The organism is Roseovarius sp. ZX-A-9 (assembly GCF_028369135.1).
In the GTDB taxonomy this organism is placed as follows: Bacteria; Pseudomonadota; Alphaproteobacteria; order Rhodobacterales; family Rhodobacteraceae; genus Roseovarius.
Genome location: NZ_JAPWHW010000015.1, coordinates 24462 through 37681 on the forward strand (window position 1 = coordinate 24462; position 13220 = coordinate 37681).

The following is a 13220-nucleotide window of genomic DNA, read 5'->3' on the forward strand; positions in this document are numbered from 1 at the left end:
CCTGCCGCGTCACCCGTTATTGCTGCCCGCAGGGGATCACTTTTTCCCGATCTTCGGCTCGGTCCCGGCGCGGATGCGGCGGATGTTGTCCTTGTGCCGGATAAAGATCAGCAAGGTCAGGATTCCGCCCATGATCACCATTTGGCCGGAGCCCAGGAACAGCATCCAGATCGTCGATGTCGCCGCCGCCGTGACCGCCGCAAAGGACGACATGCGCGAAGCTGCCGCCGCCACCAGCCATGTCCCGCAGCACGCCACACCGACCGGAAACGCCAGCGCCAGCAGCAGGCCGAGGAACGTCGCTACCCCCTTGCCGCCGCGAAAACCCAGCCAGACGGGAAAGCAATGCCCGAGAATGGCCATGAGCCCCGCCAGTTGCGCCGCATCCTCGCCCGTCAGCCAGCGCGCCAGCAACACCGCCAAGGCCCCCTTGCCGCCATCCAGCAGCAGCGTGGCAAGGGCCGCGCGCTTGTTGCCGGTGCGCAGCACGTTGGTCGCGCCGATATTGCCCGACCCGATGTCGCGCAGATTGCCCAGCCCCATGGCGCGCGCAATCACCATGCCGAACGGAACAGAGCCGATCAGGTAGCCCAGCACGGCCCAAAGCAGCAAAATGCCGGTGGCGGTCTCGATTGGGGGCATCAGGGGGCCTCGTAGACTGGGGTGCCTGCAACGAATGTGATCCGCACTTTACCTTGCATGCGGGCCTCGTCAAAGGGCGTGTTCTTGGATTTCGACAGTAGTTTGAACCGGTCCATGATGAACGGTGCGTCCGGGTCGAACAGCACCAGATCGGCGGGCGCGCCCTGTGCCAGCCGCCCGCAATTCAGGCCCAACCGTTTCGCCGGGTTGTAGCTGAGCGCGCGAAACAGCACCGGCAGGTCCAGATCGCCCGAGTGATAGAGCCGCAGCGCCGCAGGCAGCAGCGTCTGCAGCGCCACCGCCCCGCTGGCCGCCTCCTCGAAGGGCAGGCGCTTGCTTTCTTCGTCCTGCGGCGTGTGCATCGAACTGATCGTGTCGATCAGCCCGTCACGCAGCGCCGCGATCACCGCCTGCCGGTCATCCTCCGAGCGCAGCGGCGGCTTGACCTTGAAGAAGGTGCGATACCCCGCCACGTCCAGTTCATTCAGCGTGAGGTGGTGGATCGACGTGCCCGCGGTGATGTCGAGCCCGTTGCGCTTGGCACGCTCCAGCGCGGGCAGGGCGCGCGCGGTGGTGATCTGGTCAGCGTGATAGCGCGCGCCGGTCATTTCCAGCAGCGCGATATCGCGGTCCAGCCCCATCCGTTCGGCCATCGGCGACACGGCCGGCAGACCGTAGAGCGAGGCGAACTTGCCCGACGTGGCCGCCGCGCCTTCGCTCAGGCCCGGATCCTGCGGATGCGCGATCACCAGCGCGCCCAGCGACCGGGCATAGGTCAGCGCGCGGGCGAACACCTTGGTATTGCGCACCACATGATCGCAATCGGTAAACGCAACCGCGCCCGCATCCATCAAGAAGCCGATTTCGGTCATCTCCTGCCCGGCACGGCCCTTGGTCAGCGCCGCCATCGGCAGCACGTTGACCGGGGCCGCCTCATTGGCGCGGCGGGCCACGAATTCCAGCACCTCGGGGCTGTCGATCGCGGGCATTGTATCGGGGCGCGTGGCGATGGTGGTGACACCGCCCGCCGCCGCCGCCAGACCCGCCGAGCGATAGCTTTCCTTGTGCCGCTCACCGGGCTCGCAGACCTTCACCCCGATATCCACGATGCCGGGAGCGAGGCATTTGCCGCCCGCGTCGATCACCCGCGCGTCGCTCGGCACCCCTTGGGGCTGACCTTCGGAATAGACCTGCGCGATCAGGCCATCCTCGATCAGCAGTGCGCCGAGGGTATCGGTGGCGCCTTCGGGGTCGATCAGGCGGGCATTGGTGATCAGGGTGCGGGTCATTCAGGCAACTCTTTGTTTCATGGTCTGTCGCGCCAGGGCGCGGGGGGCCTGAACATCTGATGCCGCTTTTCGGGCAGATGTGCGAGCCAGATATGCGCAGGGGATCGTCGGTGCCGGATCGGTCATGCCTCGCGCTCCTGCACATTGCGCATCAGGCGATACACCTTGGCGCCGTCGTGGATCCGTTCGAACCCGATCCTGACGGTATAATGCCCGTTCTTGCCGCGCTTGCGCTCTTCGTGAAAGATGATCGTGCTCAGGTCGCCGCTTTCGAAATCCAGCACCGTGTCCTCGGTGATCGGATAGGATTTCAGCCGCTTGCCGACCACCGGCAGATCGGTGGCGATAAAGGCGCGCCTGTCGGTCAGCGTGTACCAGATATGCCTGCGGGAGTAAGGCCCCCAAAAGAATGCCCAGGCGATGATGCCCGCGCCCACGGAAAAGTGGATCAGGCCAAACATCCAGAACCCGCCCGGCGCCTGCGACGCCATGATCATCCAGAACATCGCAAAGGCGGAAAACGCCAGGCCAAACAGGGCCACGCCAATCTGGGCGGGCCGCAGCACGAACCCGGGATCGGGGCGGCCCTGCCAGAGGATCGTCTCACGCGGGTCGAGTATCCCGGCCCAGTCGCCCTGTGTGTTCATAGGGTGCCCTCCGTCATAGCGGCCCTGATCCGGTCGCGGGTCGCGGCGCGATCGGCCTGGTACTTCAGCAGATGCTTGTCACCGTCGCGGGTCACGATCTGCACCGCACTGCCGAACATTCGCAACTCGCGGATATCCGCCAGCCGCACGGCGCGTGTGGCCGGGCCCAGCAGACGCCGGTCGGTCAGATCCCAGCGCGCCGCCAGTTCGTCAGAGGCCACATAGAGCGTGCGCACCGCCACGGCGGCCAGACCGCCCACTGCCCCGGTCCAGACATGCGGATTGCCGATGGCCCAAAGCACCAGCATGCCGATGGCCATTGCCGCCGCCGCCAGCCAGGCATGATCGCGGTAATAGGTGGCGCGGTCAGGGTAAAAGCTGTGCTGCACCCGCTCGGTATCCTCCAGCGGCGTGGTAGGCGTCATGCCCTGGGGGATGCCGTCGTCCGGCCTCACAGCGCCAGCGCCAGGCCGATAATGATAACCCCGACGACAATCAGCGCCAGCGGCCACCAGTTGCGCTTGGCCCGTAGCGTGACGGCGGGGGTGGCGGGGCTGATCACGCCCTGCGCGCTGGCCGATGGCAGCGGTTCGAATTGCACAGGCGGGCGTTCTTCGCGAAAGGTTGCGATATGGCGCAACGGCGCGCGCGGGCGCAGCGTCACCGCCTCGCCACCAAACGCGCGCGAACGCACGATCAGCACGCCGTCCGTCAGCGCGTCCAGCCGCGCGCGCATGCCCTCCAGTTCGGCAGGCGCTACGCCGAACCCGTCTTCGAGATAGCGCGCCAGCCCGACACCCGTCAGATCGGTGGCGGGAAACAATTCGACCTGATCGGCGGCCAGAGCCTCGATCCCGAGCGCATCGGCAACCGGCCAGCTGCCATTGCGGCGCCCGAATGCCTTCAGGGCGTCCGCGTCCAGATCGACGGCAAAGAGCCGCACTACCCCGACTTCGCTGGCGGGAATGTCCATCTTGCCGCTCATGTCATGACCTCTTTGGCTGTGGCTCTGCTGCTGCGTCTTGAACGCAACTGCCGTGCCAAAAGGTCCATCGCGGCCATGCGCACGGCCACGCCCATCTCGACCTGCTCCTGAATCACGCTGCGGTTGATGTCGTCCGCCAGCTCGCCGTCGATCTCGACGCCGCGATTCATCGGGCCGGGATGCATCACGATGGCGTCCGGTTTGGCATGGGCGAGCTTTTCCGCATCAAGCCCGTAGCGGTGATAATATTCGCGCTCGGACGGGATGAAGCCGCCATCCATGCGCTCCTTCTGAAGCCGCAGCATCATCACCACATCGACACCATCCAGCCCGCGCGCCATGTCGTCATAGACCTCGACGCCGAACTCGCTGATCTGGCTGGGCATCAGGGTGGGCGGGCCGATCAGGCGGATGCGGTTCTCCATCTTGCCCAGAAGCAGGATGTTGGAGCGCGCCACGCGGCTATGGGCGATGTCGCCGCAAATGGCGATGTTCAGCCGGTGCAGCCGTCCCTTGGCGCGCCGGATCGTCAGCGCGTCCAGCAGCGCCTGCGTCGGGTGCTCGTGCCGCCCGTCGCCCGCGTTCAGCACCGCGCAGTTGACCTTCTGCGCCAGCAGATCGACCGCGCCGGATTGCGGATGGCGCACCACCAGCAGATCGGGATGCATCGCGTTCAGCGTCATCGCGGTGTCGATCAGCGTCTCGCCCTTCTTGATGGAACTGGCCTGCATCGCCATGTTCATCACATCCGCGCCAAGCCGTTTGCCCGCGATCTCGAAACTGGCCTGGGTGCGGGTGGAGTTTTCGAAGAACATGTTGATCTGGGTAAGACCCGACAGTGCATCGGTGTGTTTCACGTCGCGCCGGTTCAGCGCGGCATACTGGTCGGCCAGATCCAGCAGCGTCGTGATGTCGTCTGGGGCCAGTGGCTCGATTCCCAGCAGGTGATCATGATTGAACGGCACGCGAGCAGGCTCCTTGGGGGCGGACGATGCCGGTTATCGCATCAAGCGCGGGCGCGATCAATGCGCAAGCGGCGGCGCGGGCTGCCGGTGGGGGATTGCGTATCTGGAGAAAGACGAAAGCCCTGCGTTGCCGCTTTTCCCCGGACGCGCCGCGGGGTAGCTTGGGGCATGGATTCGGCAATGGAATATTACAGCGCGCGCGCTGCCCTGCAATGGCAGGTGGAACTGGGGGCCGACGAGGCGCTCGGCGATGTGCCGATCAATCGCTACGAGTTGCCGGACACCGCACCGGGCAAGCCCGCGCGCCCCGTCCCGGTGGCCGCAATGGCCGGCGCGCAGGCTGCACCGCCACCCGAGCCCGACAAGGTTGATCCGGTGGCCGATGCAAGGCGCATGGCGCAGGCCGCGGGCGATCTGGACGGGTTGCGCGCCGCGATGGCCGCCTTTGAGCATTGCGAGTTGAAGCGCGGAGCGCGCAATCTGGTGTTTGCCGACGGCCAGCCGGGCGCGCGGCTGATGGTGATCGGCGAGGCGCCGGGACGTGAGGAAGACCGCGAGGGCCGGCCCTTTGTCGGGCGCGCCGGGCAGCTTCTGGACCGGATGCTGGACGCCATCGGCATGGCGCGGGGCGCCGAGTCGGCGGCGAATTCGGTCTACATCACCAATGTGATGCCCTGGCGGCCGCCGCAGAACCGCGAGCCGACGCCAGAGGAAATTGCGATGATGGTGCCCTTCATGCAGCGCCATGTAGAGTTGGCCGCGCCTGATGTGCTGATCCTCGTGGGCAATATCAGCTGCGACGCGGCGATCGGTAAACGCGGCATCACCCGGCTGCGCGGCCAATGGGCCGAGGCTTATGGCCGGCCGGCCATGCCGATGTTCCACCCTGCCTACCTCTTGCGCCAGCCACAGATGAAGCGCGAAGCCTGGGCCGATTTGCTGGAGGTGCAGGCACGCCTGCGAGAGATGACATGAAAATCCTGGCCTTTTCCGACCTGCACCATGCGCGCGCCCGCGCCGAAGATCTGGTGGCCGCCAGCCGCCGCGCCGACCTGGTGATCGGGGCGGGTGACTTCTGCAACACCCGCAAGGACCTGGCGGGCGCGATGGCGCTGTTGAGCGGGATCAAGACGCCGATGGTGCTGGTCCCCGGCAATGCCGAGAGTATCGAGGAATTGCGCGCCGCTGCCCCGCGCACGGCCACCGTCCTGCATGGCAGCGGAACGCAGGTGGGCGGGCTGCGCCTGTTCGGTCTGGGCTACGGTGTGCCCCAAACGCCCTTTGGCGAGTGGTCATGCGACCTGAACGAGGCCGAGGCGGCCCGCATGTTGGCCGAATGCGACCGGGCCGATATCCTGATCCTGCATTCACCGCCCAAGGGGATCGCGGACCGCACGTCAGCCGGGCAATCGGTCGGCTCCGAGGCGATCCATGCGGCAATTGAACGGATCCAGCCGCAGCTCGCCGTCTGCGGCCATATCCACGATAGCTGGGGCCAGACCGGGCTGATCGGGCGCTGCAAGGTGCACAACCTCGGCCCGCGCCCCAATTGGTTCGAGTTGGGCGAATGATCGATCCGCTGACCTTTCTGACCTTCGTGCCCGCGGCATTGGCGCTGAACCTGACGCCGGGGGCGGACATGATGTTCTGCCTCGGGCAGGGGTTGCGTGCCGGACCCCGGTCTGCGGTCGCGGCCAGTGCGGGGATATCGGCGGGCGGCATCGTACATGTGACACTGGCGGGGCTGGGTCTCGGGGCGGTGGCGCAGCAGGTGCCCTGGGCGCTCGACGTGATCCGCTGGATCGGGGTCGCCTATCTGCTGTGGCTTGCATGGGGCGCGCTGCGCCTGCGCCTGCCGCAGCGCACCGATCTTCCGATTCGGGCAAGGCGGGCGTTCCGCGACGGGTTCATCGTCAATCTGACCAACCCCAAGGTGATCCTCTTCGTATTGGCCTTCGTGCCGCAATTCGTCGATCCTGCAGCAGGCAGCATCCTGGGGCAGTTCCTGATCTACGGCGCGGTGCTGGGGGTCGGCGGCTTTGTCATCAACGGCGCAGTCGGTGTCTTTGCAGGCGGGCTGGGCCGCCGGATGACTGCCGCACCGCGTCTGGCGCGCGGGCTGGGCTATGCCTCCGCCGCGATCTTTACCGGGCTGGCCTTGCGCCTGGCCCTGCTGCAGAGGGCCTGAATCATGAGCCAGATCGACGAGACCAAGGAATTCATCCCCGTTCGCATCGCCGTGCTGACGGTCAGCGACACGCGCACGCTAGCCGACGACCGCTCCGGCGACACGCTGGCAGAACGGGTCGAGGCGGCGGGGCATGTGCTGGCCGCGCGCGCCATCGTGACCGACGACCGCGCCGCGATTGCCGGGCAGTTGCGCGCATGGATAGCCGATGACGGGATCGACGCGATCCTCTCGACGGGGGGCACCGGCCTGACCGGGCGCGATGTGAGCGTCGAGGCGCACCGCGACGTCTATGAAAAGGAAATCGACGCTTTCGGCACGGTCTTTACCATCGTCTCGATGAAAAAGATCGGCACCAGCGCGGTGCAATCGCGCGCCACGGCGGGCGTTGCGGGGGGCACCTACCTCTTTGCGCTGCCCGGCAGCCCGGGCGCGTGCCGCGATGCCTGGGACGAAATCCTGGCACCGCAGTTCGATTACCGCCACCGGCCCTGCAACTTTGTCGAGATCATGCCGCGCCTTGCCGAACACCAGCGCCGCAAGTAGCGCCATACCGCCCGCGCTTGGCATTTTCACGCATGTGCTTACATTAGACAGGTGCGTCCGCGCGGCGCGCGCCGGGTAAGGTTCGATTGATCATGCGGTTTTTGCGTCAAAGTCTGACGGGTCTTTTTCTGGTGTCGCTGACACTGGGCCTGCTCAGCTATGCTGGTTTCATGGTGTATACGGCGGTCGCCGAACGGCTGGCCAAGGAACCCCGCGTGGCCGAGCGCCGCGAGCGGGTCTTTGCAGTCAACGTCATCACCGCCACGCCGCAGCAGATCACCCCGGAACTGGTCGCCTTTGGCGAGGTGCAAAGCCGCAGATCGCTGGAAATCCGCGCTCGGGCGTCCGGCACGCTGGTCGAACTGGCGGATGCCTTCGAAGAGGGCGGACAAGTGCGCGAAGGCCAGTTGCTGGCCCGGATCGACCCCGCCGACAGCCAGGCGGCGCTGGACCGCGCCGGCAGCGATGTGCGCGACGCGCGCAACGAAACCCGCGAAGCACAGCGCGCGCTGGAACTTGCCGGCGATGAACTGGACGCGGCGGCCGACCAGGCGGCGCTTCAGGATCGTGCCTTCCAGCGTCAGCGCGACCTGGCCGAGCGCGGTGTCGGCACCGCTGCCGCGGTCGAGGCCGCCGAACTGGCCGCCGCACAGGCGCGCGCCACCGTGCTGTCCCGGCGACAGGCGCTTGCCGAGGCCGAGGCGCGGGTCGCGCAGGCGGCGACCCGGCTTGAGCGGGCCATCATCGACCAGCAAGAAGCGCAGCGCAGGCTGGACGACACCGCGATTGTCGCAGGCTTTTCCGGCAGCCTCAGCGATGTCAGCGTGGTCGAGGGCAGGCTGGTTTCGGCTAACGAACAACTGGCGCGGCTGATCGACCCGGCATCGCTCGAAGTGGCGTTTCGCGTGTCCACACCGCAGTTTTCTCGGCTTCTGGACCCGCAGGGCATGTTGTTGAAGGCACCAGTGCAGGTCACGCTCGAGGCGTTCGGCGTCGATCTGCAGACCACCGGCACCGTGACCCGCGCCAGTGCGGCGGTGGGCGAGGGGCAGACCGGGCGTCTGGTCTTTGCCCGGCTGGATGCTGCGCAGGGCCTCAAGCCCGGCGATTTCGTGACCGTGCGCATTCAGGAACCACCGCTGGACAATGTTGTGCGCCTGCCTGCTGCGGCGCTTGGCGCGGATGGCGCCGTTCTGGTGCTGTCTGCCGATGATCGGCTGGAACCGGTCGCCGTGACACTGCTGCGCCGGCAGGGCGACGCCATCCTCGTGCGCGCCCCCGAATTGGCCGGGCGCGAGGTGATTACCCAGCGCTCGCCGCTGCTGGGCGCCGGGGTCAAGGTCCGCCCGCTGCGCCCCGCCGACGCCGGCGCACCGGCCGAAGTGCCGCAGATGCTGGAACTTGGCGCCGAGCGCCGCGCCCGGCTGATCGCCTATGTGGAGGGCAACACCGACATGCCCGAGGCGGTCCGGACCCGCCTGCTGGCCGAACTGGAGCAACCCCGCGTGTCCGCCCGCGTCGTGCAGCGGCTGGAAAACCGCATGGGAGGGTAGGGGTGTTCCGCGCGGCAGCTCACTCCGAGGCAACGCGGCCCAAAGTTGGCAGCGAATGCACCCATACGCCACGCGCGCCGTGCCTCAACAGTCTTGATACCGCGCGGTTAACCCCATGACCCGCGCGCTGCCCTCTGCCGCTGGCGGCTTGCTGTCCTACTTCACGCGCCACCGCACCGCCGCCAACCTGTTGCTGGTGGTGATGCTCGTGCTCGGGCTTGCCGCAGCACCGCGGATGCGCGCGCAATTCCTGCCCGATGTGGTCATCGACACGGTCTCGGTCTCGGTGATCTGGGAAGGGGCCGGAGCCGAGGATATCGACTCTGCCATCGTGCAGGTGCTCGAACCGGTGCTGCTGGCCGTCGAAGGGGTCGAGAGCAGCACGTCAAGCAGCCGCGAGAACAGCGCCAGCATCGCGCTCGAATTCGATCCGGGCTGGGACATGGGGCGCGCGGCAGATGATGTGCAGGCCGCCATCGACGCGGTCACAACCCTGCCCGAAGAGGCCGAGGAACCCGAGGTCCGGCGCGGCGCGTGGCGCGACCGGGTAACGGATGTGGTGCTGACCGGCCCCGTGGGCACGCAGCAACTGGGCCTTTATGCCGACGAGATGGTGACACGCCTCTTTGCCGCTGGTGTGACCCGCACCACCGTGCGCGGCATCGCCGCCCCCGAAACCATCATCGAGGTGCCCAGCGTCGCGCTGATGGCCCATGACATCACCATGGCCGAGATCGCCGCCGCCATCGGTGCCGAGGTGGATGCAAACCCCGCAGGCGACGTGGAAGGCGCCAACACCCGCGTGCGCACCGGCATCCAAAAGCGCGACCCCGCCCAGATTGCGGCGATCACGCTGCGGGTGAACCCCGACCGGTCCAAGCTGACCGTGGCCGATGTGGCCACCGTCCGGGTCGAGGGCATCGCCCGCGAGCGCAGCTATTTCGTCGGCGAAAACCCGGCCATGTCGATCCGTGTGGACCGCTCGGCCAGTGGCGACGCGCTGCAGATCCAGGAAACCGTCGAGAGGGTGGCGCAGGAGATGGCCGAAACCCTGCCCGAAGGTGTCTCGGTCGATCTCATCCGCACCCGGTCCGAGATGATATCGGCGCGCCTCAACCTGCTGCTGAAAAACGGGGCCACCGGGCTCTTGCTGGTGGTCACGCTGCTGTTTCTCTTTCTCAATGCGCGCATCGCCTTCTGGGTGGCGGCGGGCATCCCGGTGGCGATGCTGGCGGCGGTGGCGCTCATGTATGCGGCGGGGCTGACGCTTAACATGATCTCGCTCTTTGCGCTGATCATCACGCTGGGGATCGTGGTGGATGACGCCATCGTGGTGGGTGAACATGCCGATGCCCGCGCCCGCAAACTGCGCGAAACCCCGGTCGAGGCCTCCGAAAACGCCGCAAGGCGCATGGCGCTGCCGGTGTTCTCGGCTACCCTGACGACGCTGATCGCGTTTTTCGGCCTCACCGTGGTCAGCGGCCGGTTCGGGGATCTGATCGCCGATATCCCCTTTACCGTGATCGTGGTGCTGACCGCATCGCTGATCGAATGTTTCCTGATCCTGCCACACCACATGAGCCATGCCCTGCTGCACACGGCCAGACAGCATTGGTACGATGCACCCTCGCGGGTGGTCAATCGCGGCTTTGTCTGGGTGCGGAGCAGCCTGTTTCGCCCGCTGATGGCAGCGGTGATCTGGGCGCGCTACCCGGTTCTGGCGGGCGCGATCCTGGTGCTGGCCTCGCAGGTCACGCTGTTTGTGACGGGCGATGTCACATGGCGGTTCTTCAACGCGCCCGAACGGGGCAGCGTGACGGGCAATTTCGCAATGGCACCGGGCGCCACCCGCACCGATTCGCTGGAAATGATGCGGGAAATGCAGCGCGCCACCGATGAGCTTGGCGCGGAATACGAGGCGACCTACGGGCGCAATCCCATCGCCTATGTCATCGCCGAAATCGGCGGCAACGCGGGCTATGGCATGGCGGGGACCGAAACCAAGGAACCCGACCAACTGGGTGGCATCTCGATCGAGCTGATAGATGCCGATCTGCGCCCCTATTCCAGCTTTGCCTTCGTCGCGGATCTTCAGGATCGCGTGGTGCATCACCCGCTGGCCGAAACCGTCAGTTTCCGGGGCGGGCGCTCGGGCCCCGGCGGCGATGCGCTCGATGTGCAGTTCTACGGTGCCAGCGCCGAGGTGCTGAAAGCCGCGTCAGAGGCGCTGAAGGCCGCGCTCTTGCGCTACCCCGAAGTGTCCGGTGTCGAGGACAATCTGGCCTATGACAAGGAAGAGCTGATCCTTGACCTGACCCCGCAAGGGGCGGCGCTGGGCTTTGACATCGACGGGCTGGGGCGGGTTCTGCGCGCGCGGCTGGGCGGGATCGAGGCGGCGACCTACCCGGTCGGCCCGCGCAGCGCCGAAATCCGCGTCGAACTGCCCGAGGGCGAACTGACCGCCGATTTTCTGGAACGCATGCAACTGCGCACGCCGACAGGGCAATATGTGCCGCTGGCCGATATCGTCTCGGTCGAGCGCCGCAACGGGTTTTCCACGGTCCGGCGCGAAAACGGCATCCGCCTGATCAGTGTCACCGGCGACATTTCCGAGGACGACCCCGCCCGCGCCGCCGAGATCACCGCCGCGTTGCAGCAGACCGTCCTGCCGCGCATCGCCAGCGAGCATCAGGTCGAATGGCGCATGGCGGGCCTGAGCGAGCAGGAGGACGAATTCCTCGCCGATGCGCGGCTGGGCCTGATGCTGACGCTCACAGGTATCTACCTGGTGCTTGCCTGGGTGTTTTCCAGCTGGACCCGGCCCCTCGTGGTGATGGCGATCATTCCCTTCGGCCTTGTCGGCACGATCTACGGTCACGCGCAATGGGGCGTGCCGCTCAGCATGTTCACGGTTGTCGGGCTGCTGGGCATGACCGGTATCATCATCAACGACGCCATCGTGCTGGTCACGACAATCGACGAATACGCGCAGGATCGCGGGTTGATTCCGTCGATCATCGACGGCGCGGCAGACCGGCTGCGGCCCGTGATGCTGACCACACTGACGACAGTGGCGGGGCTGGCGCCGCTGCTGTTCGAGCGCTCGCAACAGGCGCAGTTCCTGCTGCCCACGGTGATCACGCTGGTCTACGGGCTGGCCTTCGGCATGGTGATCGTGCTGCTGGTGGTGCCGGCCCTCATGGCGGCGCAGAACGATCTGGCGCGCCAGACCCAGGCGTTGCGCCGGGGGCTGCGCATGCGCCATCGGCCCATTCGGCTGGCGCTGGGCGCCGGGCTGGGCGCGGTGCTGCTCTGGCTGGGGGCGACGATGGGCGCGGTGATCTGGACGGGCAGCCTGCCCGCGCCGCTCGTGGCGCTGCTGCCGTTGCCGGATGGCATGTCCCCGCTCGGCGCGGCGCTGCTGGCCTTCCTCGGTGGCGCGGCGGCGCTGGTTCTGGGGCTTTACGTGATCATGGCGCTGGCGCAGGGCCTGCGGCGTCAGCCCGCCGGGCAGCCCTGAATATCCACCGCGTAGGAGGTGCCCAGCACGGTGATCCGCAGGGCAGAGCGGTTGACCGCGAAACTGCGCCCTTCCGCATGTTCCAGCCGGGTCTGCGCCGTCAGCGTGCCGCCGTTGCGCGTTGTTTTGGCTGGGGCGACCCAGACTTGCGGGTTGTCCGTTTCGATTACCGCAACTTCGGTGCCGCCTGCGCTAGGCATGCGGATATCGGCCCGTAATGTCAGACCGCCTTCGCGCGGCGACAGGGTGCAGTGCACGCTGCCGACCCGCGCCTCGGTCGCGCTATAGGGCCGATCGGCCAGCGCGGCGGCGATAGCCGGATCGCGCCTTTGGGCGTCCCGGGGCAGGGTCGCGGAAATGTTCAGGTTCACCGGGATGCAGACATCCTCACACACTCCGAGATCAAGCGCGCCTTGCAGCCGGATATCGCGCCCGGCGCGATCCGGCAGCACCTTGAGCGGAAACACCACGCGCCCCGTATAGCCGATCGTGGTCATCCCGTCCTGCAACAGCGCCGCGGGCGTGGGCCACTGGATCTCGACCCCGGCCAGATTGCCCGATCCGCGCCAGTCGAAGCTGGGCGGAATGCCCAGATCGCCGGGTGCGCGCCAATAGGTTTTCCAGCCCGGCCTGAGCGTGATTTCCAGCCCGGCCATATGCGTGCCGTCGGCCATCCGCCAGCCGGTCAGCACCCGCGCCTTCAACACATCGTCGAGGGATCCGGCCGCCGCAACGGGCAAACCGGGCGCCAGAAGCGCGGCACAGGTCAGAAAGATATGGAACAGGCGCTGTATCATGCATCCGACATGGGCCATCCGCGCCGCAATGCCAACTCACTTTCCGGCGACAACTCTGCAACAATCCGTGCCCGGCCTGTCCGGCTTC

13 protein-coding genes are annotated in these 13220 nt (G+C 66.9%); 6 read left to right on the forward strand and 7 right to left on the reverse strand.

Going from position 1 to position 13220, the window contains the following annotated elements; all coding sequences use genetic code 11:
- Positions 1-36: 36 nt before the first annotated feature.
- The 6 genes from plsY to O3306_RS14790 all read right to left on the reverse strand — a co-directional run bounded on the left by plsY (position 37) and on the right by O3306_RS14790 (position 4528).
- Positions 37-642, reverse strand: a complete 606-nt coding sequence (gene plsY, locus O3306_RS14765) for a glycerol-3-phosphate 1-O-acyltransferase PlsY (RefSeq protein WP_272008681.1) — start codon at positions 640-642, stop codon at positions 37-39.
- The gene (gene pyrC / locus O3306_RS14770) at positions 642-1931 is read right to left on the reverse strand and encodes a dihydroorotase (RefSeq protein ID WP_272008683.1); all 1290 of its coding nucleotides are present in this window, start codon (positions 1929-1931) and stop codon (positions 642-644) included. The genes plsY and pyrC overlap by 1 nt, the downstream gene beginning before the upstream one ends.
- A gap of 122 nt (positions 1932-2053) precedes the next feature.
- Positions 2054-2578 (reverse strand): aspartate carbamoyltransferase catalytic subunit, encoded by a 525-nt coding sequence (locus O3306_RS14775; RefSeq protein WP_272008685.1) that lies wholly within the window; start codon positions 2576-2578, stop codon positions 2054-2056.
- Entirely contained in the window at positions 2575-3003 is a 429-nt protein-coding gene (locus O3306_RS14780; protein WP_272008687.1) for a hypothetical protein, read from the reverse strand. The genes O3306_RS14775 and O3306_RS14780 overlap by 4 nt, the downstream gene beginning before the upstream one ends.
- Before the next feature lie 26 nt (positions 3004-3029).
- Positions 3030-3563 (reverse strand): hypothetical protein, encoded by a 534-nt coding sequence (locus tag O3306_RS14785; protein WP_272008689.1) that lies wholly within the window; start codon positions 3561-3563, stop codon positions 3030-3032.
- On the reverse strand, positions 3560-4528 hold the full coding sequence (locus O3306_RS14790; RefSeq protein ID WP_272008691.1) for an aspartate carbamoyltransferase catalytic subunit: 969 nt from the start codon (positions 4526-4528) through the stop codon (positions 3560-3562). Before O3306_RS14790 ends, O3306_RS14785 begins: the two co-directional genes overlap by 4 nt.
- Positions 4529-4696: 168 nt before the next feature.
- Here O3306_RS14790 and O3306_RS14795 point away from each other — a divergent pair, with 168 nt between their 5' ends.
- The 6 genes from O3306_RS14795 (at position 4697) to O3306_RS14820 (ending at position 12335) form a co-directional block, all read left to right on the forward strand.
- Positions 4697-5503, forward strand: a complete 807-nt coding sequence (locus O3306_RS14795) for a uracil-DNA glycosylase (protein WP_272008693.1) — start codon at positions 4697-4699, stop codon at positions 5501-5503.
- On the forward strand, positions 5500-6099 hold the full coding sequence (locus tag O3306_RS14800) for a metallophosphoesterase family protein (RefSeq protein ID WP_272008695.1): 600 nt from the start codon (positions 5500-5502) through the stop codon (positions 6097-6099). The genes O3306_RS14795 and O3306_RS14800 overlap by 4 nt, the downstream gene beginning before the upstream one ends.
- Complete coding sequence (locus O3306_RS14805) at positions 6096-6716, forward strand: LysE family translocator (protein ID WP_272008697.1); 621 nt, start codon at positions 6096-6098, stop codon at positions 6714-6716. The genes O3306_RS14800 and O3306_RS14805 overlap by 4 nt, the downstream gene beginning before the upstream one ends.
- A 3-nt stretch (positions 6717-6719) precedes the next feature.
- Positions 6720-7262, forward strand: coding sequence for a molybdenum cofactor biosynthesis protein B (moaB, locus tag O3306_RS14810; protein WP_272008699.1), 543 nt, complete (start codon positions 6720-6722; stop codon positions 7260-7262).
- Between the two features lie 92 nt (positions 7263-7354).
- Positions 7355-8815 (forward strand): efflux RND transporter periplasmic adaptor subunit, encoded by a 1461-nt coding sequence (locus O3306_RS14815; RefSeq protein ID WP_272008701.1) that lies wholly within the window; start codon positions 7355-7357, stop codon positions 8813-8815.
- A 115-nt stretch (positions 8816-8930) separates the two neighbouring features.
- Entirely contained in the window at positions 8931-12335 is a 3405-nt protein-coding gene (locus O3306_RS14820) for an efflux RND transporter permease subunit (RefSeq protein WP_272008702.1), read from the forward strand.
- Here the strand turns inward: O3306_RS14820 and O3306_RS14825 are convergent.
- Positions 12314-13132: a protein-disulfide reductase DsbD domain-containing protein gene (locus O3306_RS14825; protein WP_272008704.1), complete on the reverse strand. Its 819-nt coding sequence runs from the start codon at positions 13130-13132 to the stop codon at positions 12314-12316. The genes O3306_RS14820 and O3306_RS14825 overlap by 22 nt on opposite strands.
- Positions 13133-13220 lie beyond the last annotated feature (88 nt).

Coding starts and splice junctions, on each gene's coding strand:
- plsY (WP_272008681.1), bottom strand. CDS start 642: ATGCCCCCAATCGAGACCGCCACCGGCATTTTGCTGCTTTGGGCCGTG.
- pyrC (WP_272008683.1), bottom strand. CDS start 1,931: ATGACCCGCACCCTGATCACCAATGCCCGCCTGATCGACCCCGAAGGC.
- O3306_RS14775 (WP_272008685.1), bottom strand. CDS start 2,578: ATGAACACACAGGGCGACTGGGCCGGGATACTCGACCCGCGTGAGACG.
- O3306_RS14780 (WP_272008687.1), bottom strand. CDS start 3,003: ATGACGCCTACCACGCCGCTGGAGGATACCGAGCGGGTGCAGCACAGC.
- O3306_RS14785 (WP_272008689.1), bottom strand. CDS start 3,563: ATGAGCGGCAAGATGGACATTCCCGCCAGCGAAGTCGGGGTAGTGCGG.
- O3306_RS14795 (WP_272008693.1), top strand. CDS start 4,697: ATGGATTCGGCAATGGAATATTACAGCGCGCGCGCTGCCCTGCAATGG.
- O3306_RS14800 (WP_272008695.1), top strand. CDS start 5,500: ATGAAAATCCTGGCCTTTTCCGACCTGCACCATGCGCGCGCCCGCGCC.
- O3306_RS14805 (WP_272008697.1), top strand. CDS start 6,096: ATGATCGATCCGCTGACCTTTCTGACCTTCGTGCCCGCGGCATTGGCG.
- moaB (WP_272008699.1), top strand. CDS start 6,720: ATGAGCCAGATCGACGAGACCAAGGAATTCATCCCCGTTCGCATCGCC.
- O3306_RS14815 (WP_272008701.1), top strand. CDS start 7,355: ATGCGGTTTTTGCGTCAAAGTCTGACGGGTCTTTTTCTGGTGTCGCTG.
- O3306_RS14820 (WP_272008702.1), top strand. CDS start 8,931: ATGACCCGCGCGCTGCCCTCTGCCGCTGGCGGCTTGCTGTCCTACTTC.
- O3306_RS14825 (WP_272008704.1), bottom strand. CDS start 13,132: ATGATACAGCGCCTGTTCCATATCTTTCTGACCTGTGCCGCGCTTCTG.